Here is a 25,275-nt window from a genome sequence, read left to right as displayed (position 1 = left end):
GCCCGGCCGGGGAGGCGTCGTCGCAGGTCAGCGTGGCTATGCTGGGCGATCGGGGGCGATTTCCGATACGCGATGGGACGGGGGACATGACCGCACCGGACACCATTTCGGGCGCGAGGGCGAAGCGGTCGCCCGCTCTCATCGTGCTCGACGCCGACGGCGTCGTGATCGGCTGGACGAAGTCCGCCGAGGAGCTCACCGGCTACCCGCCCGGCGAGGTCATGGGCCGGCCCGGGGACTCGCTCCTGCGCTGCGGCGACGCCCGCCTGTGGACCGGCGCCCTCGGCGACCAGGAACGCTGGCACGGCCTGGCCGAACTGCGCCGCCGCGACGGCTGCGGGCTGCTCGCCCTCATCGAGGGCGCCCGCCTGACGACCAGGCCGGCCGGCGAGGCGTGGCTGCTGTCGGCCGTGCCGGCGGACGAGGACCTGTCGGGCAGGACAGGGTCGCTGCTCGAGGCGCTGATCAACAGCTTTCCCGTGGCGATGGCCATCTGGGACAGCGACATGCGCTGCGTCTGGCTGAACGACGAGGCGAAGCGGCTGGAGCCCGGCTTCCCCCACTACCGCATCGGCCACTCGTTGGCCGACCCCATCCCCGGCACCGACGTCACGACCCTGCTCGCCGCCATGCGCAAGGTGCTCGCCGACGGCGAGGCCCTCATCGACCGCGAGTCCCGCTGGACCATGGCCGACGACCACGGCGACGAGCGCACGCTGTCGTCGTCCATCTCCCGCCTCGACGGGGTGGACGGCCGCCCGCTCGGGGTGTGCACGCTCGTGCTCGACATCTCCAACAGCCGGGCCCGCGACCGCCTGCGGCTGCTGCGCGAGGCCAGCATCAGGGTCGGCACCACGCTCGACGTCGGCAAGACCGCGCAGGAGCTCGCCGACCTGGCCGTGCCCGTGCTCGCCGACTTCGTCACCGTGGACCTCGGCGAGTCGGTGCTGCCCGACACCACGCCGCTGCAGCGGCTGGCCGGCACGCCGGTGGGGATCCCCGCCTTCCGCAGGGCCGGGTTGGCCTCGGTGCACGAAGGCGTCCCCGAGGCCCGCTGGGCGCTCGGCGACGCGGTGTTCATCCGGCCGTCGTCGCCGTTCTCGCACGTCGTGGCCACCGGCACGACGCACTACGAGCCCGTCATCGACTTCTCACCCGGCAGCTGGCTCGACGACGACCCCGAGCGGGCCGGGCTCATGCGCGCCACGGGCATGCACTCGCTGCTCATCGTGCCGCTCCAGGCCCGCGGCGAGGTCCTGGGCGTCACCGTGTTCGCCCGCACCGACAACGAGCGGCCGTTCAGCGTGGACGACCTGCTCCTCGCCGAGGAGCTGGCCGCCAGGGCGGCGCTCAGCCTGGACAACGCCCGCCGCTACACCCGCGAGCGCAACACCGCGCTCGCGCTCCAGCGCGAGCTGCTGCCCGGCAGGCTGAACGGCGGCGACGCGCTCGACGTGGCCTCCCGCTACCTGCCCTCCGGCCTGCACGAGGGCGTCGGCGGCGACTGGTTCGACGCCATCAAGCTGCCGGACGGCCGCGTCGCGCTGGTCGTCGGCGACGTCACCGGGCACGGCATCACCGCCGCCGCCACCATGGGCCGCATGCGGACGGCCGTGCGCACGCTGACGTACGTCGGGCTGCCGCCGCACGAGCTGCTCGCCCACCTCGACGAGCTCGTCGTCCGGCTGGCCGAGACCGACGACGACGCCTCGCCGCTCGACCCTACGGGCGCCACCTGCCTGTACGCGCTGTACGACCCGGTCACCCGCCGCTGCGTCATGGCCGGGGCCGGGCATCCGCCGCCCGCGCTGCGCCGCCCGTCAGGCGAGGTGTTCTTCCCCGACCTGCCCGGCGGCACCCCGGTCGGCGTCGGCCTCGGCTCCTTCGCGTCGGTGGAGCTGGAGCTGGAGCCGGGCACCGTGCTCGCCCTCTACACCGACGGCCTCATCGAGACCCGCTGGGGCGACCTGGACGAGGGCATGCGGCGGCTCGGCGCCGCGCTGTCCCGCGCGCGGCCGCCGCTCGACGGTCTGTGCGCCTCGGTGATCTCCACGATGGTGGGCGGCACACCGGCGGAGGACGACGTCGCCCTGCTGGTGGCGCGCACGCGCTGACCCGGCGGCTCAGGACTCGCTCTTCTGCTCGTCGAGCGCCTGGGCGAGCAGGCCCTGGTTGACGGTGCCCGCCCAGGTGAGCTCGCCGGACTCCAGGCGGGCGATGAGCCGCCTGACCCAGCCGAGCTCGGCCTCGCTCAGCGTGCGCTCGTAGTCGAGCTCCACCGTCAGCACCTCGGGCAGCCCGGAGGCGTGCAGCGCTTCGAGATGGGCGTTCAGCCCGGCCAGCTCGCCCTCCAGGGAGGCCGCCCTGGTGCGCAGCGACTGCAGCGCGTCGGGCACCGGCAGCACCCCCATGAGCGAGACGGCCGCGGTGAACGTGCGCCGCTCGCCCTGCGGGCTCTCCAGGAGGGCGCGCAGCCGAGTGGCCAGCTCGCGGCGGCCCTCGTCGGTGATCTCGTAGATGGTGCGCTCGGGACGGCGGCCCTGCCTGCTCGTCTCGACGGGGACGATCAGCTCCTGGCCGGCCAGCTTCTCGACCGCGTGGTAGAGGCTCCTGGGCAGGCCGGTCACGTAGTCCTTGTGCGTGTCGACGATGAAGCGGTGCAGCTCGTACGGGTGGGCCGGGCGTACCGACAGCATGGCCAGCACGGTCAGGCCGACCAGGTCGGGACGTCGCGCCATGATCCCCCTCCGCTCGTCGTGCGCTTCGCACTTTAGCCGAGAAGGCACCCCATAGTGCACCTCGCCATATGGGGCGGAGCATCGGCGGACGAACGTGAACAGGCGTCGGTTCCTGCTTGAACGACGGCGCATTCGAGCGCATTCTCAACACGAAAGCCCGATCATCTCCACGCCCAGCCGACCGCCTGCCGGAGGAGAGCGCATGAGAACGGGAGCATGGCTGATCGGAGCCCGCGGCTCGGTCGCCGTCACCAGCATGATCGGTGCCCTGGCCGTCAAATCCGGCCTGACCGGGCCCACCGGATGCGTCCTCGAGTCGCCCGCGCTGCGCGACCGCGTCCGGCCGGGGATCGGCGACCTGGTGTTCGGCGGACACGACGTCACCTCGGTGCCGCTCGACAAGAAGGCCGCCGAGCTGGCCGCGGCCGGGGTCGTGCCGGCGGCCGTCGCAACGGCCGTGCAGGCCGAGCTCACGGCCATCGACCAGCGCTTACGCCCGTTACCGGCTGCCGCCACCCAGGCCGGGACCGCCGCCGCCATCAGCGCCGACCTCGAGGCGTTCCGCAGCCGCCACGACCTCGAACGCGTCGTCGTCATCAACGTCTCCACCACCGAGCCCGTCCCGCCACCGCATCCCGCCCACGCCGGGCTGCCCGCGCTGCGCGCCGCGCTCGAACGCCCCGGCACCGTCCTGCCGCCCAGCGCGCTCGCCGCCTACGCCGCCTTCCACGCTGGCTGCCCGTACGTCGACTTCACCCCCTCCACCGGCGCCCGCCTGCCCGCGCTCGACGCGCTGGCCCGCGAGCGCTCCGTGCCCTACGGCGGGCACGACGGCAAGACCGGCGAGACGCTGGTGAAGTCCGTGCTCGCCCCGATGTTCGCCCAGCGCAACCTCAAGGTCCGCACCTGGTCCGGCGTGAACCTGCTCGGCGGCGGCGACGGCGCCAACCTCGCCCGCCCCGGAGCCAACGCCGCCAAGGCCGCGAGCAAGCAACGCGTGCTCGCCGAGACCCTCGGCTACGCGCCCCAGGGGGAGACCCGCATCGACTACCTGGAGGACCTGGGCGACTTCAAGACCGCGTGGGACCTCGTCACGTTCGAGGGCTTCCTCGGGACCGCCATGCGGATGGAGTTCACCTGGCACGGCTGCGACTCCGCGCTCGCCGCGCCGCTCATCCTCGACCTGGCCCGCCTCACCGCCGCCGCGCACCGGCTCGGCCGCGTGGGGCCGCTGCCCGAGCTGGCCTTCTTCTTCAAAGACCCCCTGGGCGACGTCCCGCACGGGCTGGCCGAGCAGTGGCAGGCCCTGTGCGCGTTCATCGGCACGCTGGAGCCCGCCCCGTGACCTCCTCCCCGCCTGCGTGCCGGGGCCCGGTCACCCGCCGCAGGCCGGTGAAAGGGGTGCGGGCGTGAGACTCCGTGACCTGGCCGACCTCGTACGGGCGCCGGCCGCGCTGTCGGTGCCCGGGGACGTGATCGCCGGGGCCGCCGCGGGACAGGCGGTGGGGCCACGGACGGCCGGGCTGGTCTGCTCGTCGGTCTGCCTGTACTGGGCGGGGATGGCGGCCAACGACTGGGCCGACCGGCACCTCGACGCGGCCGAGCGGCCGGAGCGGCCGATCCCGTCCGGGCGGGTGCGGCCCGGGGAGGCGCTGGCGGTGGCGGCCGGGCTCACGGCCGCGGGCCTCACCGTCGCGGGGCTCACCGGCGGGCGGCGCGCGCTCGCGGTCGCCGCGCCGCTGGCCGGTGCGGTGTGGGCGTACGACCTGGCGGCCAAGAACACCCGGGCGGGCCCGCTGGTGATGGCGCTCTGCCGCGGCCTGAACGTGCTGCTCGGCGCCACCTCGGCCCGGTCGCCCGGCGTGTGCGCGCCCACCGGGATGAGCGCGTCGCTCCCCGCCCCGCGCCCCTTGCCCGCCGGTCGGGGACCCGGGCTCGCCGGCCGTCCGCTCGGCGCGGCGGTCCCCGCGGCGCTGACCGTGGCGGCGCACACGTACCTGCTGACGGAGCTGTCGCGGGGCGAGACCGCCGGGACCTCCCCGGCCCGCCCCGCCGCCACACTGGCCGCCACCCTGGCGCTGGCCACGACCGCCGCCGTGCCCTCCGGGCAGGCCCGGCCGTCCGGCGGGGCGACGGGGCCCGCGCAGGGGGCGCTGGCGCTCTGGTACGCCGCCCAGTTCGGCCGCCCCCAGGCGAGAGCCGTCTCGGACCCCTCCGCGAGCCGGGTCAGGGACGCCGTGACGGCCGGGATCGTCAGCCTGCCCGCCCTCCAGGGCGCGCTGGCCGCACGGGCGGGCAGACCGCTCGCCGGGCTCGCGCTCGCCGCGGCGGTGCCGCTCGCCCGCCGCCTGGCCAGGAAGGTGTCGCCCACATGATCAGATTCGGTTACGGCACCAACGGCTTCGCCAACCATCGCCTGACCGACGCGCTCGACGTCATCGCCGATCTCGGCTACACCGGCGTCGCGCTCACCCTCGACCACCACCACCTCGACCCGTTCGCCCCCGGCCTGGCCAGGCGCGTGGCCGAGGTCGCCGACCGGCTCCGCACGCTGAACCTGGCCGTGGTGATCGAGACCGGCGCCCGCTACCTGCTCGACCCGCGCCGCAAGCACGCGCCCACCCTGCTCGACGACGACCGCGCCACGCGGGTGGACTTCCTGCGCCGCGCCGTCACCGTGGGCGCGGACCTGGGGGCGGAGGCGGTGTCGTTCTGGTCGGGGGTGCGCCCGGCCCACGTCCCGCCCGGCGAGGCCTGGCGGCGCCTGGTGTCCGGGTGCGCGCAGGTGCTGGAGCACGCCGGCGGGATGCCGCTGGGCTTCGAGCCCGAGCCCGGCATGCTGGTCGACACGATCGCGGGCTGGCGCAGGCTGCGCAAGGCCCTGGGCGAGCCAGAGGGGTTCGGCCTGACGCTCGACATCGGGCACTGCCGCTGCAACGAGCCCGACCCGGTGCCCGGCTGCGTGACGGCCGTGGCGGAGCACCTGGTGAACGTCCAGATCGACGACATGCGGCGCGGGACGCACGAGCACCTGGAGTTCGGCGAGGGCGAGATCGACTTCCCGCCGGTGCTGCGGGCGCTGTCCGCATCCGGCTACCGGGGCCTGGTCGCCGTCGAGCTGCCCAGGCACGCGCACGCCGCCCCGGACGTGGCGGCCCGCTCGCTCGCCTTCCTGCGCCGAGCCGAAGAAGCCGCGCGCCGCCTCGTACGTACCGGAGAAAGCGAGGGACGCGCGCCGACGACGGAGGGAGGCGGCGCATGACCACCATCGACGCGCTGCGCAAGGCGCTGACCGGCACCCCCGGATGGCCCTGGCTCGAGGAGGCGCTCGCCGAGGCGGCGAAAAGCCCGGAGTCGGCCGTGCGGCCGTTCTCGTCGGCGGGCCGCAAGGCCGGCCGGTCGGAGCTGCCGGACGCCCCCGGCTGGACGGCCGACGAGGCGGCCAGGGCGCTGCTGCTCGCCGCGCTCCCGCCCGGCCGCGTGGCCGAGGACGTCACCGCCTTCTACCGGTACGGCGACGCCGACGAGAAACGCGCCGTGCTCAAGGCGCTGCCGCTGCTGCCCATCGGCGCGCAGGCCGTCCCGCTGCTGCTCGACGCCATCCGGAGCAACGACGCCCGCCTGCTCGCCGCCGCGCTCGGCCCCTACGCCCGCCACCTGGACCCGCCGGCCTGGCGGCAGGCGGTGCTGAAGTGCGTGTTCATGGGCGTGCCGCTGGAGGCGGTGCACGGCCTCGACGAGCGGGCCGACGCCGAGCTGGCGGAGATGCTGGCCGCGTTCGCCGAGGAGCGCGCCGCCGCCGGACGCCCCATGCCCGCCGACGCCGCCGCCCTCCTGAGCCGCCTGACCAGCGAGGAGACCTGATGCGCATCTTCGACCCCCACATCCACATGACCTCGCGCACCACCGACGACTACGCCAGGATGTCCGCCGCGGGCGTCCGCGCCGTGGTCGAACCGGCGTTCTGGCTCGGCCAGCCGCGCACCAACCCCGGCTCGTTCACCGACTACTTCGACGCGCTGCTGGGCTGGGAGCCGTACCGGGCGGCGCAGTTCGGGGTCGTGCACCACGCCACGATCGCGCTCAACCCCAAGGAGGCCAACGACCCGCGCTGCCGTCCCGTCCTCGACCTGCTGCCCCGCTACCTCGACAAGGACCGGGTGGTCGCGGTCGGCGAGATCGGCTACGACTCGATGACGCCGGAGGAGGACGACGCGTTCGAACGTCAGCTCGCCCTGGCCGTCGAGCACGAGCTGCCCGCCCTCGTGCACACCCCGCACCGCGACAAGGCCCGCGGCACCAGGCGCACGCTGGAGGTGGTCGCGGCCTCCGGCATCGCCCCCGAGCGCGTGCTGATCGACCACCTCAACGAGGTGACGATCGAGCTGGTGCACGGCTCGGGCTGCTGGGCCGGGTTCTCGATCTACCCGGAGACGAAGATGTCGCCGCCGCGCATGGTGGAGATCCTGCGCCGGTACGGCCTGGAGCGCATGCTCGTCAACTCGGCCGCCGACTGGGGCGTCTCCGACCCGCTGCTGACGCTGGAGACGGCCGAGGCGATGCTGAAAGCCGGGTTCGACGAGGACGACGTGGACAAGGTGTTCTGGCGCAACCCCGTCGAGTTCTACGGCCAGTCGGGGCGGCTCGACCTGTCGGGGGTGGCCGGCGCGGACGAGCCGACCTTCGCCGGCAGCTCGATCAAGCGCGGCGGCGAGTGATGCGGCTGAGGCACCCGTCGGGCACGCCGCTGCACCTCGGCTACTGCACCAACGTGCACCCCGCCGAGGACCTGGACGGCATCGTGGCCCAGCTCGACGCGTACGCCGTCCCCATCCGCGACCGCCTCGCCACCGACGTGCTCGGCCTCGGCCTGTGGCTGGCCGCACCCGTCGCGGAGGCGCTGGCCGCCGACCCGTCCGCGCTCCGGCGGCTGCGCGGGGAGCTGGACGCGCGCGGCCTGGAGGTGGTGACGCTCAACGGCTTCCCGTACGCGGCCTTCCACGACCCGGTCGTCAAACACGCCGTCTACCGGCCGGACTGGACCGAGCGGGAGCGGCTCGCGTACACGCTGGATCTCGCCCGCGTCCTGGCGGGGCTGCTGCCGGACGACGCCGCGCGCGGCTCGATCTCCACGCTGCCGCTCGGCTGGCGCGAGCCCTGGGACGCCGCCATGGCCGATGCCGCCGCCCGCCACCTGGACGAGCTGGCCGCCGGGCTGGCGCAGGTCGAGGCGGCGACCGGGCGGACGATCAGGGCCGCGTTCGAGCCGGAGCCCGGCTGCGTCATCGAGACCACCGAGCAGGCCGTCGCCCATCTGGCGCGCGCCGACACCGAACGCCTCGGGATCTGCCTCGACCTCGCCCACCTCGCCTGCGCCTGGGAGCAGCCCGCCGCCGCTGTGCAGGCGCTGGCCGAAGCCGGGCTGCCCGTCGTCAAGGTGCAGCTCTCCGCGGCCCTGGAGACCGCCGAGCCCGAGGCCCTGCACGAGTACGCCGAGCCGCGCTTCCTCCACCAGACCCGCACCAGGACCGGCGAGCGCGCCGACGACCTCGACGAGGCGCTGCGCCGCCGCCTGCCCGGCACCTGGCGGGTCCACTACCACGTGCCGCTGCACGCGGCCCCCGCCGCACCGCTCGCCACCACCGCCCCCGTGCTGCGCGCCGCGGTCGCCGAGCTGGCGGGCGGGCCCGAGCCCTTGTGCGACCACTACGACGTCGAGACCTACACCTGGAGCGTGCTGCCCGCCGCGCTGCGCCCGCGCACCCCGGCGGAGCTGGCCGCGGGCATCGCGGCCGAACTGGACTACGCGCGTACCGAGCTCTGGAAGGCGGGAGTGACGGCATGACCAAGCTGCTGGTCCTCGACGTGGTGGGGCTGACCCCGCGGCTGCTCGCCCACATGCCCCGGCTGCGCGCGGTCGGCGAGCGCGGCTTCCAGGCGGGGCTCGGCACCGTGCTGCCCGCCGTCACGTGCAGCGTGCAGTCCACGTTCCTCACCGGGCTGCCGCCGTCCGGGCACGGCATCGTCGGCAACGGCTGGTACTTCCGCGACCTCGGCGAGGTGCTCCTCTGGCGGCAGCACAACGCCCTCGTCGCAGGCGAGAAGCTGTGGCAGGCCGCGCGGCGCGAGCACCCCGGCCACACCGTGGCCAACGTCTGCTGGTGGTACGCCATGGGCGCCGACGTCGACTGGACCGTCACGCCCAGGCCCGTCTACTACGCCGACGGCCGCAAGGAACCCGACTGCTACACCGACCCGCCGCAGCTGCACGACGAGCTGACCGCCCGGCTCGGCACGTTCCCGCTGTTCAGCTACTGGGGGCCGGGCGCCGGCATCGCCTCCTCCCGCTGGATCATCCGTGCCACCCGGCACATCATGACCGCGTACGACCCCGACCTCACCCTCGCCTATCTGCCGCACCTCGACTACGACCTGCAGCGCTACGGCCCCGATGACCCGCGCGCCGCCGCTGCCGCCGCCGAGCTGGACGCCGAGCTGGGGCCGCTGCTGGACGTCGCGGGCGACCGGACCGTGGTGGCGCTGTCGGAGTACGGCATCACCGGCGTCGGCCGCCCCGTGCACGTCAACCGCATGCTGCGCTCCGAAGGGCTGCTGCGCGTCCACACCCAGGACGGCATGGAATACCTCGACCCGTGGACGTCCCGGGCGTTCGCCGTCGCCGACCACCAGATCGCCCACGTCTACGTCCGCGACCCCGCCGACGTGCCCGCCGTCGCCAAGCTCTGCGCCGCCCTGCCCGGCGTCGGCAGCGTCCTCGACGAGGACGGCAAGGCCGCCCACGACCTCTCCCACCCCCGCTCGGGCGAGCTGGTGCTGCTCGCCGAGCGCGACGCCTGGTTCACGTACTACTACTGGCTGGACGACGCCCGCGCCCCCGACTTCGCCCGCCTGGTCGAGATCCACCGCAAGCCCGGCTACGACCCGGCCGAGCTGTTCTTCGACCCCGCCGCGCCCGGCGCGGCCAAGCGGCGGGCCGGGCTCGCACTGCTGCGCAAGAAGCTGGGGATGCGCTATCTGATGAGCGTGGTCGGGCTGGACGCGGGCGCGCGCGCCGTACGCGGCTCTCACGGGCTGCTGCCCGCCGACCCCGCCGACGCGCCCGTCCTGCTCTGCTCCGACCCGGCGCAGGCCAGGGAGCGGTACGCCGCCACCGAGGTCAAGGACCTGCTGCTCCGCCTCGCCCGATGACCCCGTCACCGCCCCGGGCCCTGTCCGACGCCACGACGCCCTCTGGGCTCGCCTGCGACGGCACCCGCCACCACCGGCCCCCGGGCTAGGCGCAGGGTGCCGCGTCGCGCGCCGGTCGCGTGCCCGTGGCTACGCGGGCAGGGCGCCTCGGGCGTCGTCCTCGCCCCGGTCACGTGCCCCCGGCTACGCATGCGGGGCGCCTCGCACACCGGCCCCGCACCCGCCCCCTCGACGGCCGCTCCCCTCACCCGGCGGGCCGCCACCGGCCGGTCCGCACCCCTGCACCCCGCGCTTGAGCGCGGTGAGCGGGCCGATGGCGGGTGGGGCGGCGACGGTGGTTGCGGGAGCGGCGGGGCCGAGCAGGCGGTGGCGAGGGTGTGCGGGTGAGGTGGCTCCAGGAGCGGCCCGAGGGAGGCGCCAAGGGGAGCCGGGTAAGGCCGGCCCGGCGGTGCGGCCCGGGTCCGCAGGCGGGCAGACGGGGAGTTTTCGCAGGCAGGCAGCGCGGGAGGCCCCGTCCCGGTTAAGGTTTCCCCGACCGGACGGGGGAGGGGTGGCAGGTGAAGCGAGGCGGGCAGCTGGTGGCGGCCGTCGCGGGACTCGCCGCCGCGATCCCCGTCTACTACCTGACCGACGCCGCCGCCAGGGCGCTGCGCGGCGGCACCGTGGCCTTCGCCCCCGCGCCGTCCGCGCTGGCGTACGTGGCGGGCGTCGCCGTGCTGGTCAGGGTCCTGACGGTGTGGCCGGTCGCCGCACTGGCCTGCGGCGTGCCGCTGACGGCGGCGGGTGTGCTGTTCGCGCTCGACCTCGACGCCGCCGTCGAGCTGGCGGCCACGCTGCCGTGGGCGCGGGCGGGCGGCCTGCCGTGGACGGCGGGTCCGGCTCCATGGGCCGAGCCGGGCGAGCCGCCTGGCACCCTCGCGGGGATGACCGGCCTGTACGCACTCACCGGCGCCTTCCTCGTGCTGTCCGCCCTGCTTCCGGCCCGCAGGAGACCCCTGCTCGGCGGATGACCGCGTGCACGGCTCACCGGCAGCGGTGAGCCGAACCACCACGCCCGCACGCACAGCCGGCCTAGATCCTCCAGCGGATCGGCCGGTACGCCGGATCGCTCACCGCCCTGGTGCAGCACGGCCTCCGCGGGTTCGACCCGTTCGGCGTGAACGCGTGCACCGCGTCGCGTACCGCGACGGTCATGAACCGGCCCCACGACGGTACGCCCTTCGGGTCGGCGGTCTCAGGGGAGCCAGCTCACCTTGCCGTGCAGGAAGGCGTACCCGACGAAGGCGACCGCGTCGATCAGCGTGTGCGCGATGATCAGCGGCATCGAACGGCCCCACCGCTGGTAGAGCCGCCCGAACACCAGCCCCATCACCACGTTCCCGACGAACCCCCCGAACCCCTGATACAGGTGGTACGACCCGCGCAGCAGCGACGACACCACGACCGCCTTCCACGGCCCCCACCCGGCCTGGCCCAGCCGGTGCAGCAGGTAGCCGGCGACGATGACCTCTTCCAGCACCCCGTTCTGCGCCGCCGCGAGCAGCAGCACCGGCACCTGCCACCACACGTCCGGCAGCGCGCCCGGCACCACGGTCAGGTTCACCCCGGCCGCCCACACCGCGAGGTAGAACGCCAGGCCCGACCCGCCGATCGCGGCCGCGAGCGCCGCACCGCGCAGCAGGTCGCCCCCCGGCCTGCGGAAGTCCGCACCGATCGTGCGCAGCGACTCGCCCGAGCGCACCATGAGGTACGCCACCAGCCCCACGGGCGCCACCGCCACCGCGATCTGCACCAGCTGCAACGTCAAGTCCAGCCATGGTCGCCCGGGGGCCATCGACCCGACGAGCACGGCCTGCTGCCCCTTCAGCTCGCGCGGCGCGGTGAGCGCCCCGATCAGCCGTACGAACGCCACCAGCGCGCTGGCCCCGAGCGACACCGACAGCACGGCGACGACCTCGGCCCGGATCAGCCGGGGAGTGAGCAGGTGGGACGGGGCGAGGGGGGACTGTGTCTGCATGGCCGCAGACTAACCCCGACATGATCGGATGCTGATAAAGCCCTCATTCCCGACACGCGTCCCGCCGCCGCCCGTGCCCGGCGCGGGCGTCCTCGCCGACCGGCGCCTTGGCTCGTCGGACGGAGCCCCGCGTCCCGGGACGGCGCTGGGCTCATTCAAGCCGGTCCTGCGACGGGTGCGGCCTCATGGGCGCCGCCCTGGCTGCTCCGTGCCGGTGCCCGGCTTCTCAGCCGCACACGGTCTCTCAGCCGCACACGGTCTCTCAGCCGCACACGGTCTCTCCCCGCCGCGTATGGCTCCTGCGGAGCTTCGTCCGAGACGGAGAGGGAGAGCCGGGGACGAGCGCCTGCTCGCCGCTCCAGAGGCCGCCGTACGCGCCAAGCCGGAGGTCGCCGGCTCCGGCGGACTGACCGGAGACGAGCGGGCATCCGCCCTTCGCGCGAGGGGACCGGGGCGATGACGGCGAGCCCCTGGCGTGCGGGGGCGGGCCGGAAACGGCGAGCGGCCCGTCCCCTCGCGAGAGGGGACGGGCCGCGGGAAGCACGGGACGGGTGGTCCGCCGGGGTCAGTGGGACCCGGTCAGGTCGAGGGGCTTGACCTTGGCGTCGCCCTCGTCGGCGAAGTAGTCGTCCTGCTTGGTGGCATCGTCGCCGTCGGCGACCTTGGCGGCCTTCAGGATCGCCGTGGCCGCCACCGTCACCACCAGGTTGACGATCAGCGCCAGGAACCCGGCGTAGATCGTCATCGGGGTGTCGAAGCCGAAGTTCGACAGCGGGAACGCCGAGCCGCCGAAGTGCGCCTTGCCGTTGGCGGGGTTGGGGATGAGGTACAGCATCCACATGCCCGCCGCCAGGCCGGCCGCCCAGCCCGCGATGAGCCCGCCCTTGTGGAACCAGCGGGTGTACAGGCCGAGCGCCACGGACGGCAGCGTCTGCAGGATGATGACACCGCCGATGAGCTGCAGGTCGATCGAGAACTGCGGGTCGAGCAGCAGGATGCAGAGCACCGCGCCGATCTTGACCAGCAGCGACACCAGCTTGGAGACGTTGGCCTCCTGGGCGTCGGTGGCGTTCTTGTTGATGTACTCGCGGTAGATGTTGCGGGTGAACAGGTTCGCCGCCGCGATGGACATGATGGCGGCCGGCACGAGCGCGCCGATGCCGACGGCGGCGTAGGCGACGCCCGCGAACCAGTCGGGGAACATCTGGTCGAACAGCTGCGGCACGATCGTGTTGGCGTCGGCCTTGCCGTCGGTGGTGACCGGCTTGGTGCCGGCCGCGATGGCCATGAAACCGAGCAGCGCGATCAGGCCCAGCACGAAGCTGTAGGCGGGCAGCGCCGACATGTTCCGCTTGATGACGTTGCGGTTCTTGGAGGCGAGCACGCCGGTGAGGCTGTGCGGGTAGAGGAACAGCGCCAGCGCCGAGCCGAAGGCCAGCGTCACGTACTGGAGCTGGTTGTTGGCGTTCAGGATGTGGCCGTCGCCCGGAGCCGGGGTGGCGTCGAACTTGGCCTTGGCCGCGTCGAAGATCGAGTCCCAGCCGCCGAGCTTGGCGGGGATGTAGATGACCGCGGCCAGGATCACGATGTAGATGAGCGAGTCCTTGACGAACGCGATCAGCGCGGGCGCCCGCAGGCCGGACTGGTAGGTGTAGGCGGCCAGGATGGCGAAGGCGATGATGATCGGCAGGTGCCCGGTGATGCCCATCGTCTTCAGCACGGCCTCGATGCCGACGAGCTGCAGCGCGATGTACGGCATCGTGGCGATCAGGCCGGTGATGGCGACGGCCAGCGCGAGCGTGGGCGAGCCGAAGCGGGCGCGCACGAAGTCGGCGGGGGTGACGAACCCGTGCACGTGGGAGACCGACCACATGCGGGCCAGCACCAGGAACACCAGCGGGTAGACGACCACGGTGTACGGCAGCGCGTAGAAGCCGAGCGCGCCGGAGCTGAAGACCAGCGCGGGCACCGCGACGAAGGTGTAGGCGGTGTAGAGGTCGCCGCCGACGAGGAACCAGGTGATCCAGGAGCCGAAGCTGCGCCCGCCGAGGCCCCACTCGTTGAGGCTGGCGAGGTCGTTCGGGCGGCGCCAGCGGGCGGCGACGAAGCCCATGCCGCTGACGATGAGGAACAGCAGGACGAAGATGACCAGCTCGGTCGTGTGGGCGCTCACTTAGTCATCCTGTAAACGAGAGTGGTGGTGGCCACGCCGACGATGATGAAGGCGAGCTGCAGCCAGTAGAACAACGGGAAGCCGAAGAGGCGCGGCTCGTCGTAGTTGTACAGGAATGTCAGCAACGGCAGCACGATGGGCACGATCAGCAGCCAGTTCCATGGGCTGCGATCGCTACGTGGCTGCCCGGGTTCCCCGGTAGTCATCCGGCCCTCCGATGAGTTGATCAGGCGCGCTGGCGGTGACCAGGCTCGTGACATGGGTCAACGGAGGGAGGTTAGCTTTTCGAAGGGATTAAACCCAATGAACGCTATGTTACGGTTTGGCCTAAATGCCGAGTTGATATCTCGATATTTGAGACGGGCATTAGGGCGGGCCGCCCAGAACAGTAACTCCGGTGAGGCGGTGAGCGCCGCACATAATCGCCGAGCGGTCGGTTGGGCGCGACGAACGGTCATCCCCTTCACCCGAGGATGTGCGGCCGGGTCAGGGCGGAGGGTCAGGGTCCGCGTAGAGCCGGGCCATCCGGGCGGCGGCCTCGGCGACCATCGCCCGCAGCCGCGGCGGGCCGAGCACCTCGGCCTCCGGCCCGAACCGCAGCACTTGCGAGAACGCCACCGGCAGCGACTCCACCGCCAGCCGCACCGTCCCGTCCTCCTGGAGCGAAGCCAGCGCGTCCGGCACCGCGGCGGGGTCGGCCACGTGCCGCAGCATGCGCACGCCCCGCTCGGTCAGCCGCAGCGTGATCTCCTCCCGCAGCAGCGACCTGGCGAACGCCGCCGCCTGCTCGGCCCAGAAGGCCGCCAGGTCGAAGTCCTGGTCCCGGTCGAACGTCTCCTCCAGCACCGAGATCTCGCCGAAGCGGTGCACCCGGAAGATCAGGAACCTGCCCCGGTGCCGCGCCGCGAGGTACCAGACGCCCGCCTTGAGCACCAGCCCGTACGGCTCGAGCACCCGCAGCACGTCCTTGTAGACCGCCGAGACCCGCCGGTCCCGCCACACGGCCCTGGCCAGCGGCGCCAGCGCGTCAGGCGGCGGGTCGTCGCCCGCGAACCAGCCGGGCGCGTCCAGGTGGAAGCGCTGGGCGGCGGTCGCCGGCGCGTCGCGCAGCGCGGGTGCGAGTGCGGCGGCGGCCTTCAGCCGGGCCGCCGCCGCCACGTCCTGCAGCCCCATCTCGCGGAGCGCGGCCGGCACGCCCGACAGGAACAGCGCCTCGGCCTCGGTCCTGTCCAGCCCGGTCAGCCGGGTGCGATACCCGTCGAGCAGCCGGTAGCCGCCGCCGCGCCCCCGGTCGGCGTAGATCGGCACGCCCGCCTCCGACAGCGCCAGCACGTCGCGGTGCACCGTGCGCTCGGAGACCTCCAGCTCCTTGGCCAGCTCGGCCGCCGTCATCCCGCCTCTGGCCTGCAGCAGCAGGACCAGGGACATCAGCCGTGAGGCGCGCACAGCGGCAGCACCACGGCCGAGGGCCGCTCGGGCGAATGGAACACGTCGACGTCCACGGGCACCATCCTGCCGTCTCCTCCGGGGGAGCCGAGCGGTTCGCCGGTGCCGGGGTTGCGGGTGATCGTCGGGTACGCCCCCGCCGCCACGTGCACCCTGATCCGGTGCTCGCGCCGGAACCGGTGCCCGATCGGCCACAGCTCCACCTCGACCCGCCGCACGCCGTCGCCGTCGAAGTCCCCGTCTCGGGGCCCGAGCCGCCTGACGCCCTCGCACACGTTGTACGACCGCCCGTCGGGATGCACGTCGCACACCCGCACCACCACGTCCACGTGCGGCGTGCTGGAGCGCACGTAGAGCTCGGCGCGCACCGGCCCGATCGCCTCGAGCGGCCGGTCCAGCGCAGGGGAGCTGTAGACCAGCACGTCGCGCCGCTCCTCCAGCCGCCGCTGGTCGCGCGGCCTGGAGTCGCCGAGCAGCACGGGCCCGCCGATGCGCGGCGTCGGGTACGCCGGGTGGTAGCGGAACCGGTCGGGCCCGCACTCCAGCGGGCCGTCGGGACCGAGGCCGAAGCCGTGCTGGAGATGCCAGCGCGTCTCCCGCATACCGGGCACCGGCCAGTCGGGGTAGTCGCGCCACTCGCCCGCCCCCGTCACGTGGACGCGCACCGGGTCGGGCCGCAGCAGCGAGCGGTCGCCGAGCAGGTGGGCGCGGAACCAGGCCGACGCCTCCTCCATGGTGGCGCGGCCGTGCCGGGCGTCGATGTGGTACCAGGGCCCGATCGTCAGGTACGGCCGCCGCCCCGCCGCCCGCAGCGCCGCGTAGTCCTTGAGCTGCCACGGCAGGAACACGTCGTACCAGCCGCCCAGCATCGTCACCGCCGCCTCCACCTCGCCCACCCTGGCGGAGAAGTCCCGCTTGTGCCAGTACGGGACGGCGGGGTTCGCGTGGTGGGCGAGCAGATCCCGGTAGAAGCGCAGCGGACGGCCCGCCGAGACCAGGTCGAGCTCCGCCACCGGCCGCCCCGACAGCACCGCCCTGCGGGTCAGGCGGGGCGCGGTCAGCACCGACGCGCCGCCGAACCCGCGCGACATGCCGTCGGTGAGCGTGGTCCAGCTCAGCGCCGACTCCAGCGCGAACGCGCCGCCGACGTACGCGGCGTCCCTGAACTGGGAGGCGGTGATCTGGGTGGCCATCGCCTTCAGCTCGGGCCCCGCGAAGGGCGCGACGGCCCACTGCGCGTAGCCGAGGTAGGAGGGGCCGAACATGGCGAACGAGCCGCCGTAGAAGGGCTGCTCGCGCAGCCAGGCGACGGTGGCCAGGCCGTCCTCGTGCTCGTCGCCGAGCGGGTCGAGCAGGCCGCCGGAGCCGAAGCCGCCGCGGCAGCTCTGGACGACGACGTGCAGGCCCTGCCGGGCGAAGCCGCGCGCGAAGTACCAGCCGAGCAGGCCGCGCCGCCCGTACGGGGAGCGCATGAGCACCACGGGGCCCGGCCGTCCGTGCGGGGGCGCGTAGTGATCGGCGAGCAGCGTCACGCCGTCGGGCATCGGCACGCGAAGGTCGCGCCGGATCCGCACGCGTCTCATGTACCAACCAGTAACATATGCCGCCCCGGGCGGATAGCCCGGGGCGGCGTCAACGACAGAGCCGGCCACCCGGCCTCGCCGGGAGCGCCGGGTGGCGTCACGGCCCGCCACCGCGCGCGGCGGGGCGGCGGGCCGTGCCGGCCGACGTGCCGTCACGAGGTACCGTCAGGACGCCGCCCGGTCGGGACGCTCCGAGACGCGCAGCGCGTTGATGATCGTCGAGCCCTGCCTCGCCGCGAACCGCACGTTGAGCTGCCCGTCGGTCACCTTCACCGTGTACTGCCTGCTCACCGCCGTGTACGTGCCCGCCTCCAGCGCCAGATCCAGCGCCGGGATGGCCAGCTCGCCCTCGACCAGCACGTCGAAGACCCGCTTGCCCATCTTCGTGTTCGACAGGTCGGCGAAGTCCAGTTCCACGGTGTAGGTGCCGTTCGGCACGTTGTCGAAGCGGTACTCCAGCATGCCCTCCCTGGCCGTCGTGTACAGCGTCTGGTCGGTGGTGCCGGAGATGCTCTTCGACGTCTTCACCGTCTTGCTCGTGGTGGCCACGTAGCCGTGGCCGCCCTGGGTGTACTTGCGGTCGGCCGTCCAGGGGTCACCGGCGGCGTCCACGGCGTTCTTGGTCGCGCCGATGTCCACGGCGATCTGCAGCTTGGGCACCACGACGGTCACCTTGACCTCGATGGTCGGCTGCCGCCCGCTGGCCGACTCCACCAGCAGCGTGCCCGTGCGGAACGTCCCCGCGGCCACCCCGGTGCTGGACACCTCCACGGTCAGCGTGACCTTCCGCCCCTGGGCGAGCTCCCCGGAGGCCGGGGTCACGGTGAGCCAGGAGTCGCCGGTCACCGTGTACGGCGTCGCCGTCCCGAGGTTGGTCAGCTCCAGCGTGCGCTTGCGGGTGGTGTCCGCCGGCTGCACCACGGTCAGCTCCGCCGCCGACGCGCTCACCCGGCCGGTGACGAGCTGCGTGTCCACCCGGGTCACCGCGGCCGGGGCCACCGTGACCTGCTGGGTGAAGGAGCCGTAGTGCTCCTTGGTCACCTCGACGTCGTAGTCGCCGGCCAGCACCTGGCCGTAGAAGGCGCCGTCGTCGCCGGTCGTCAGCGTCGCCACGTCGCCCACCTTGACCGTCGCCCCGGCGATGGGCTCGCCGTCGTTGGCGTCGGTCACCGTGCCGACCACCAGGCCGTGCCTGCTCGCGGTGAACGTCAGGCTCTGCCCGTTCGCGAGCACCGGCTCGTTGTAGGAGTAGAGCAGCGCGTCGTCGCCCTCCGCGTTCTCGACGCCGATGGTGGCGCTGGCGCCCTGGGTGCGCTCGCTCTCGATGTCCTTGTACCGGAACCCGATCGAGCCGTCCTCGCCGAGCAGCGCCGAGAACGACACCCGCTGCGCGGGCTCGTTGTAGTAGGTGACGTTGCGCCACTCCACCACGAACACCCGGTTCGGGGCCGTGCCCGTCACCGCGGTGTAGACGCCGGCCTGGTCGTCCACGATGAGGTCGTCCCAGTACGGGTAGATCGCGTTGTTCGGCGTGACCGGCGACGGGATGAGGACGTTGCCTGCGGTGGTGGCCCGGTCGCCGAAGGTGATGAAGCCGTTGGAGGCGATCCACGCCTGGCTCTGGCCCGTGCCGTAGAACGGCACCGGGAACGGCAGCGTGACCTGCACCGCCTCATCGTCGCCCGTCAGCGCGAGCAGGTCGGTGCCCGCCACGTACGGCTGGGCGCCGGATGCGCAGGTGTAGCCGAAGTTGTCGCCGCGCAGCGGCAGCTCGATGTCCTTGACCAGGTCGCCCTCCAGGGTGATCGACTCGGTCGCGGAGCTGGAGCAGCGCGAGGTGGGGGTGACGGTCAGCTCGTACGTGCCCTGCGGCAGCGTCAGGCTGTAGCGGCCCGCCTCGTCGGTCACCGCGCTCACCGGCGTGCCCGTGGCGGCGACCGTCGCTCTGGGCTCGGGCGTGCCGGCCGTGCTGACGGTGCCCGACACGACGGCGGTCGGCTGGGCCTCCAGAGTCAGGTCGGCGGTGCTCGCCTCCTCGGCGGTGATCGTCACCTCGGTGGTGACCTCGACGTAGCCGAACTTGCCGGCGGTCACCTGGTAGTCGCCGGGCAGCAGGCGCGGCAGCGTGTACGTGCCGTTCTCGCCCGTCGTCACCGAGCGGGTCAGCGGACCGGTGACGGTGATCGAGGCGCCGGGCACCGGCTCGCCGCCGGAGGTCACCGTGCCGGACAGCTCGCCGAGACCCTCCTGGGGCGCGGCCTGCACGGCGGCGTAGGCGTCCAGCCTGCCCTCGCCCCACACGTTGTTGTCGGCCGCGGTGCCGCCGCAGCTGGTGTCGTCGACGTCGATGGCGGTCCCGTCGAGCAGCGCCCTGGTGGTGTCGATGGCGCCGGTCAGGCCTGGCGAGGCCGACCAGATCAGGGCCACCGTGGCGGCCACGTGCGGCGAGGCCATCGAGGTGCCGGTGTAGGAGTCGTAGCCGTCGCCGGGCACGGAGGAGCGCACGTTCACGCCCGGGGCGGCGATGTTCGGCTTGATCTCGCCGTTCTCGCCCTCGCCCTTGCTGGAGCGGGCGTAGAGGTCGTTGTTCACGTCGAAGGCGCCGGCGCTGTAGGCGGTGATGTACTGGCCGGGGGAGCCGCTGGTGCGGCAGGCAGGGCCCTCGTTGCCGTTGGCGAAGGCGGGGAAGATCCCGGCGGCGAGCCAGGTGTCGACGACCTCCTTGTACCAGGGGTCGAAGCCGTCACCGCCCCAGGAGTTGTTGACGACGTCCGGCGCGAGGTCGGGGCGCGGGTTCTCGCCGTTCAGGTCGGTGGGCCGCACGATCCACTGGCCGGCCGCGAGCAGCGAGGCGTCGGTGCAGGTGTTGAGCTCGCAGCCCTTGGCCGCGATCCACTTGGCGCCCGGGGCCACGCCGATGCCGTTGGCGCCGACCATGGTGCCCATGACGTGGGTGCCGTGGCCGTTGTTGTCGCACGGCGCGGCCGACGGGCAGACGCCGGCCGGGTCGAACCAGTTGTAGTCGTGGGTGTAGCTGCCGTCGGGGTTCCTGCCCCGGTAGGCGGCGGCCAGCTCGGGGTGGTCGAACTGCACACCGGTGTCGATGTTGGCGACCACGATGCCCTCACCGCGGACGCCCAGCTCGTCCCAGACGCGCGGGGCGTTGATCCGGTCGATGTTCCACTCGACCGCGTTCACCCTGGCCTGCGCGCGGCCCTCGTCCGGCTTGGGCACGGAGACGGTGCGGATCGGCTCGATGCGCTGCACCTCGGGCAGCTCGGCGATCTCGGAGGCGAGCTTTGCGTCGGCGGTCACCTTGACCGCGTTGACGATCCAGTACGGGGTGTATTCGGCTTTACGGGCGTCGAGTAATTTGCGTAAGCCCTCCTGGGAGGACTTCGCCTGTGCGCTCTTGGCCTCGTAGACGGCCTCGGCCTTGGCCTCCTTGGTCACGGCACGGCGGGCGCCGCCGAGATCGGCGGAGCCCTTCATCCTGACCCAGAACGTGGCCTTGTCGTCCTGCTCCAGCCGCGTCTGCACGGCGGCGTCGATCTTGTCGGACTTCGGCGCCGCCTGAGCCGCGGTCTGCGGGACCAGCAGACCGGTGGCGGCCACGACGATCCCCGCGAGGATCGCGCGCCAGCGGGAGATGTGGGGCACGTGCTCTCCTTCTCGACGGGTGAAGAGGTGATCTTCACGCCTCTGTCGAGAAGAGTGAAGTGATCAAGTGAGGAAAGCAATAGCTGTAAGGAAAAGTTACTTTGCGATAAGAAATGTAATCTTGTCAGATTGCTGGCCGGTGCGGGTCGGTGACCGCAGTGACCGATTTGGTCAATGATCACCGGGAAATAGGCGGCGATGCGCTCCGGCTCATCGTCGTGCGGGATGCGTGCCCGCGTGCAGCACGACCGCCGTGGTGAGCGCCTGCACGACGTCCCCGCCGGCGGCCGGCCGGACTCGCACGCCCGCACCGGCACGTCGCGCACCGCCCGCCGTCGACCTTCCGGCACGTCTCCAGCGGAGCCGTCTCGCCGGCGAACCTGCGGTGGACGTCGCCCTGATCGCCCCGGGCCCTGATCACCCCGGCACGCCGTGCCACCTGCTCGATGCCGGTCTGCCGGGCGCCCGCGGCGCGTCCGGCGGCGCGGGCAGGCGGCGCAGCCCGGAGCGGCCGCCGTAGCCCGGAGCGGCCGCCGCAGCGCGGATCCGCCGGCGGTCGAGGAGCGGTACTGTTCGAAGACGCGCCACACCAGCGGGCTCGTTGCGCGATCATGGTCGGGGGGTTAACCTTGACGGCATGCGAAATCACGCTCAGCTCCAGTGGTGGCGCCGCTCCTAGGCGGCGCGTGTTTCGCATTCCACAACGAACGGACGGCCGCCCCGGATGGCGGCCTTTCTCGTGTCCGCCCCCGGGGCTCGATCATTTGAAGGGGCAGGAAGTGGAGAAGAGCGGATATACCACCGCCGGGGGCATCGGTGTCGAGCGCGAGACACGCGAGGTGGACGAGGCCGCCCTCGAAGAGATCGTCTCAGCCTTGTCGGAGCGGCGCGGTGGCGCCTTCTCCTCCGGCATGGACTACCCGGGCCGCTACAGCCGATGGGCGTTCGGCTACGTGGATCCGTGCATCGAGCTCGTCGCCAAGGGCCGGACGATCTCGGCGACCGCGCTCAACGAGCGCGGCAAGGTCGTGCTGCCCGCGATCACCACGTGCCTGCTGAGCGCGGGCAAGCCCGTCACCGACCCCACCACCGACCAGGTCTCGGTGTACGTACCGGAGTCGGAGGACCTGCTGCCCGAGGAGCAGCGCAGCCGCAGGCCCACCGTGTTCACCGCCATCCGCGAGGTCATCGCCGCCTTCAAGGGCGACGACCCGCATCTCGGCCTCTACGGCGCCTTCGGCTACGACCTCGCCTTCCAGTTCGAGCCCATCAGGCAGGAGCTCGTCCGCCCCGACGACCAGCGCGACCTCGTGCTGCACCTGCCCGACCGGCTCGTGGTCATCGACCGCCAGCGCGAGACCTGCGTCGAGCACCGCTACGAGTTCACCGTCGACGGCGCCACCACCCGCGGCCTCGAACGCACCGGCGAGATCGTCAAGCCCGCCGCCCCCGGCGAGCTGCCGCCCAACCCGCCCAAGGGCGAATACGCCAAGGTCGTGGCCGCCGCCAAGGAGAAGTTCAAGCGCGGCGACCTGTTCGAGGTCGTGCCCGGCCAGGTCTTCCACGCCGTCTGCACCGACCCGCCGGCCTTCTATCGCAGCCTGCGCACCAGCAACCCCGCCCCGTACGAGTTCATCATCAGCCTCGGCGAGGGCGAGCACCTGGTCGGCGCCTCACCCGAGATGTACGTCCGGGTCACCGGCGACCGCGTCGAGACCTGCCCCATCTCCGGCACCATCGCCCGCGGCCGCAACCCGGTCGAGGACGCCGAGGCCATCCGCACCCTCCTGTCCAGCGTGAAGGAGGAGTCGGAGCTGACCATGTGCACCGACGTCGACCGCAACGACAAGTCGCGCATCTGCGTCCCCGGCACCGTCAAGGTCATCGGCCGCCGCCAGATCGAGCTCTACTCCCGGCTCATCCACACCGTCGACCACATCGAGGGCCGGCTGCGCCCCGAGTTCGACGCGCTCGACGCGTTCCTCACCCACATGTGGGCCGTGACCGTCACCGGCGCGCCCAAGACGTGGGCCATGCAGTTCATCGAGGACCACGAGGCCACCACCCGCCGCTGGTACGGCGGCGCCATCGGCTTCATCGGCTTCGACGGGTCCATGAACACCGGGCTGACCCTGCGTACCGCGCAGATCAAGGACGGCATCGCCGCCGTCAGGGCCGGCGCGACCCTGCTGTTCGACTCCGACCCCGAGTCCGAGGAGCGCGAGACCGAGCTGAAGGCCAGCGCCCTGCTCGGCGCGCTCGCCGCCGTCAACCGGCCGGGCGACGTCAAGGCCGCCGAGCCCAGGCAGCAGGCCGGCCTCGGCATGAAGGTGCTGCTCGTCGACCACGAGGACTCCTTCGTCAACACCCTGGCCGACTACTTCCGCCAGGAGGGAGCCGACGTCGTCACCCTGCGCCACGGCTTCCCGACCCACATGATCGACGAGATCGCGCCCGACCTGGTCGTGCTCTCGCCCGGCCCCGGCTGGCCCACCGACTTCGGCATGTCCGCGCTGCTCGACGAGGTCTACGCCCGCGACCTGCCCGTCTTCGGCGTCTGCCTCGGCCTGCAGGCCATGGTCGAACACGCCGGCGGCACCCTCGAGCTGCTCGACTACCCCGAGCACGGCAAGCGCGGCCGGGTCTCCAAGATCGCCGAGAGCGCGCTGCTGGACGGCCTGCCCGGTGAGTTCACCGCGGCCCGCTACCACTCGCTGCACGCCAAGCGGCCCGGCGTGGTCGGCTTCACCCCGACCGCGCTCACGCCCGACGGCAACGTCATGGCCATCGAGGACACCGAGCGGCGGCGCTTCGCCGTGCAGTTCCACCCCGAGTCGATCCTCACCCAGGAGGGCAACGCGGGCGCGAAGATCATCGCGAACGTGCTCCGGCTCGCACGCAGATGAGTAAAACCCGGGCGGGAGCATGCGGGGCTCCCCTAGAGTCTCCGCATGCTCCCCGTAGACCTGCCCGGCACGGTGCGTGACGCGCTGCTCGCCCCGCTCGTCGACCACCACTGCAACGGGGTGCGGCGCGACGACCTCGGCCGAGCCGGCTTCGAACTGCTCATCAGCGGCTCAGGCAGCCCCGCGCCGCCCGGCACCACCCACTTCGACACCCCGCTCGGCACGGCCGTACGCCGCTGGTGCGGGCCGCTGCTCGACCTGGAGCCGCACGCCCCGCCCGCCGTCTACCTCGCCCGCAGGACCGAGCTGGGGGCCGCCGAGGTCAACCGGCGGATGCTCGCCGGTGCCGGGGTGGTGGCGTTCCTCGTCGACTCGTCGGCACAGGACGGCGAGCTGCTCGGCGCCGCCGAGATGGGCCGCCTCGGCGGGGCCGCCGCCGACGAGCTGGTCCGCGTCGAGCACATCGAGCGCGACGTCGCCGCCTCCGCGCAGCTCGCCGTCGACTACCTCGACGACCTCGGCGAGGAGCTGACCGCCAGGGCGGCGCGGGCGGTCGCGCTCAAGACCGTCGCCGGCGCGCTGTGCGGGCTCGACCTGGAGGCTGGCCGGCCCGCCAGGGGCGCGGTGATCGCGGCGGCCAACCGGCGCCTCGCCGACCCCAAGGCCCCGCTGACCGACCCCGTGCTGCTGCACTACCTGGTCTGGAGCGCCGTCGACGCGGCCAAGGAACGCAACCTGCCCGTCCAGTTCCACTGCGGCTTCGCCGGCCTCGCCGGGGCCGGCGGGCCGGGCGGCCCGCTGGGGGAGCCGCACCGTACGGACCCCGCCAGGCTGAGCGCCTTCGCCGCCGCGCTCCAGCCGCTCGGCGTGCCGATGATCCTGCTCCACTGCTATCCGTTCCACCGGCAGGCCGCCCACCTCGCGGCGGCCTTCCCGCACGTGTACGTGGACGTCGGCCTCGCCCCGCCGCACACCGCCGCCGCCACCCGCGTCGTCGACGAGCTGCTGGAGCTGGCCCCCTTCCACAAGCTCCTGTACGGCTCCGGCGCGTGCGGCCTCGCCGAGACCGCCTACCTGGCCGCCCTCGCCCACCGCCGCGCCTTGGCCGCCGCCCTGGCCGCCAGGGTCGACGCGGGGGAGTGGAGCGCCGCCGACGCCGCCCGCGTCGCCCACATGATCGGCTCCGCCAACGCCCGCCGCATCTACCGCCTCTGACCGCCCGCGGCCGGCGACTGCCCGCCTGTGACCGGCGACTGCCCGCCCGCGGTCGGCGGCCGCCCGCCTGCGACCGGCGGTTGAGCTCAACGGGGATGAGGCTCGACGGTCCCGGGCGACGGCCGACCGTCCTGGGGCGCCGGCGCACCCCCGCTCCCGCCCCGGCGGGCCCTGAGGTGAGGGCGCAGAGCGAGCCGGCACGCCCGGAGAGCCTGACCGTGCCGGGCGGGGCGAGCCCGGCATGCGATGCGCCCGAACCCTGAGCGCCTCAGCGTGCCGGGACCGGCCGGTGCGACACGGGCAGTCCCCCCGCCCGCGCGGTGCCAGG

At 73.3% G+C, this 25,275-nt stretch carries 18 protein-coding genes; 11 read left to right on the top strand and 7 right to left on the bottom strand.

The window, feature by feature from the left end; translation table 11 throughout:
• The first annotated feature begins 86 nt into the window (after nt 1-86).
• Complete coding sequence (locus ACGFIM_RS06025) at nt 87-2,114, top strand: SpoIIE family protein phosphatase (protein WP_393195347.1); 2,028 nt, start codon at nt 87-89, stop codon at nt 2,112-2,114.
• Nucleotides 2,115-2,123: 9 nt separating this feature from the next.
• On the opposite strand, the gene ACGFIM_RS06020 is transcribed toward ACGFIM_RS06025, so the two are convergent.
• Complete coding sequence (locus tag ACGFIM_RS06020; RefSeq protein ID WP_393195344.1) at nt 2,124-2,738, bottom strand: PadR family transcriptional regulator; 615 nt, start codon at nt 2,736-2,738, stop codon at nt 2,124-2,126.
• Nucleotides 2,739-2,940: 202 nt separating this feature from the next.
• Here ACGFIM_RS06020 and ACGFIM_RS06015 point away from each other — a divergent pair, with 202 nt between their 5' ends.
• From ACGFIM_RS06015 to ACGFIM_RS05980, 8 genes are all read left to right on the top strand, one after another.
• Nucleotides 2,941-4,083 carry an inositol-3-phosphate synthase gene (locus ACGFIM_RS06015; RefSeq protein WP_393195341.1) on the top strand — a complete coding sequence of 381 codons (1,143 nt, stop codon included), beginning with the start codon at nt 2,941-2,943 and terminating at the stop codon, nt 4,081-4,083.
• A 64-nt stretch (nt 4,084-4,147) separates the two neighbouring features.
• Nucleotides 4,148-5,113 carry an SCO3242 family prenyltransferase gene (locus tag ACGFIM_RS06010; RefSeq protein ID WP_393195338.1) on the top strand — a complete coding sequence of 322 codons (966 nt, stop codon included), beginning with the start codon at nt 4,148-4,150 and terminating at the stop codon, nt 5,111-5,113.
• Nucleotides 5,110-6,000 (top strand): sugar phosphate isomerase/epimerase family protein, encoded by an 891-nt coding sequence (locus ACGFIM_RS06005; RefSeq protein WP_393195335.1) that lies wholly within the window; start codon nt 5,110-5,112, stop codon nt 5,998-6,000. The genes ACGFIM_RS06010 and ACGFIM_RS06005 overlap by 4 nt, the downstream gene beginning before the upstream one ends.
• Nucleotides 5,997-6,602 (top strand): EboA domain-containing protein, encoded by a 606-nt coding sequence (locus tag ACGFIM_RS06000; RefSeq protein ID WP_393195332.1) that lies wholly within the window; start codon nt 5,997-5,999, stop codon nt 6,600-6,602. Before ACGFIM_RS06005 ends, ACGFIM_RS06000 begins: the two co-directional genes overlap by 4 nt.
• Nucleotides 6,602-7,456, top strand: coding sequence for a TatD family hydrolase (locus tag ACGFIM_RS05995; protein ID WP_393195329.1), 855 nt, complete (start codon nt 6,602-6,604; stop codon nt 7,454-7,456). Before ACGFIM_RS06000 ends, ACGFIM_RS05995 begins: the two co-directional genes overlap by 1 nt.
• On the top strand, nt 7,456-8,583 hold the full coding sequence (gene eboE / locus ACGFIM_RS05990; protein ID WP_393195326.1) for a metabolite traffic protein EboE: 1,128 nt from the start codon (nt 7,456-7,458) through the stop codon (nt 8,581-8,583). Before ACGFIM_RS05995 ends, eboE begins: the two co-directional genes overlap by 1 nt.
• On the top strand, nt 8,580-9,947 hold the full coding sequence (locus tag ACGFIM_RS05985) for an alkaline phosphatase family protein (protein ID WP_393195323.1): 1,368 nt from the start codon (nt 8,580-8,582) through the stop codon (nt 9,945-9,947). The genes eboE and ACGFIM_RS05985 overlap by 4 nt, the downstream gene beginning before the upstream one ends.
• Before the next feature lie 557 nt (nt 9,948-10,504).
• On the top strand, nt 10,505-10,957 hold the full coding sequence (locus tag ACGFIM_RS05980) for a hypothetical protein (protein ID WP_393195320.1): 453 nt from the start codon (nt 10,505-10,507) through the stop codon (nt 10,955-10,957).
• 224 nt (nt 10,958-11,181) lie between these two features.
• Here the strand turns inward: ACGFIM_RS05980 and ACGFIM_RS05975 are convergent, their stop codons facing one another.
• The 6 genes from ACGFIM_RS05975 to ACGFIM_RS05950 all read right to left on the bottom strand — a co-directional run bounded on the left by ACGFIM_RS05975 (nt 11,182) and on the right by ACGFIM_RS05950 (nt 20,826).
• Complete coding sequence (locus ACGFIM_RS05975) at nt 11,182-11,964, bottom strand: CPBP family intramembrane glutamic endopeptidase (protein WP_393195317.1); 783 nt, start codon at nt 11,962-11,964, stop codon at nt 11,182-11,184.
• Between the two features lie 565 nt (nt 11,965-12,529).
• On the bottom strand, nt 12,530-14,137 hold the full coding sequence (gene mctP / locus ACGFIM_RS05970; protein WP_393195314.1) for a monocarboxylate uptake permease MctP: 1,608 nt from the start codon (nt 14,135-14,137) through the stop codon (nt 12,530-12,532).
• Nucleotides 14,134-14,343 carry a DUF3311 domain-containing protein gene (locus ACGFIM_RS05965; RefSeq protein WP_364053028.1) on the bottom strand — a complete coding sequence of 70 codons (210 nt, stop codon included), beginning with the start codon at nt 14,341-14,343 and terminating at the stop codon, nt 14,134-14,136. The genes mctP and ACGFIM_RS05965 overlap by 4 nt, the downstream gene beginning before the upstream one ends.
• A 280-nt stretch (nt 14,344-14,623) precedes the next feature.
• The gene (locus tag ACGFIM_RS05960) at nt 14,624-15,583 is read right to left on the bottom strand and encodes a helix-turn-helix transcriptional regulator (protein ID WP_393195311.1); all 960 of its coding nucleotides are present in this window, start codon (nt 15,581-15,583) and stop codon (nt 14,624-14,626) included.
• Entirely contained in the window at nt 15,565-17,166 is a 1,602-nt protein-coding gene (locus tag ACGFIM_RS05955; protein WP_393195308.1) for a CocE/NonD family hydrolase, read from the bottom strand. The genes ACGFIM_RS05960 and ACGFIM_RS05955 overlap by 19 nt, the downstream gene beginning before the upstream one ends.
• 165 nt (nt 17,167-17,331) lie before the next feature.
• Complete coding sequence (locus tag ACGFIM_RS05950) at nt 17,332-20,826, bottom strand: S8 family serine peptidase (protein ID WP_393195305.1); 3,495 nt, start codon at nt 20,824-20,826, stop codon at nt 17,332-17,334.
• Between the two features lie 779 nt (nt 20,827-21,605).
• Between ACGFIM_RS05950 and ACGFIM_RS05945 the strand changes: the two genes are divergently transcribed.
• Together ACGFIM_RS05945 and ACGFIM_RS05940 are read left to right on the top strand one after the other, a co-directional pair.
• A complete protein-coding gene (locus ACGFIM_RS05945; RefSeq protein WP_393195302.1) occupies nt 21,606-23,732 on the top strand; it encodes an anthranilate synthase component I in 2,127 nt (708 codons plus the stop codon).
• A 45-nt stretch (nt 23,733-23,777) separates the two neighbouring features.
• The gene (locus ACGFIM_RS05940) at nt 23,778-24,947 is read left to right on the top strand and encodes an amidohydrolase family protein (RefSeq protein ID WP_393195299.1); all 1,170 of its coding nucleotides are present in this window, start codon (nt 23,778-23,780) and stop codon (nt 24,945-24,947) included.
• The last annotated feature ends 328 nt before the right edge of the window (nt 24,948-25,275 follow it).

The organism is Nonomuraea sp. NPDC049309 (assembly GCF_043196965.1).
GTDB lineage: Bacteria > Actinomycetota > Actinomycetes > Streptosporangiales > Streptosporangiaceae > Nonomuraea > Nonomuraea fastidiosa.
This window is presented reverse-complemented; position numbering and strand designations above follow the sequence as displayed.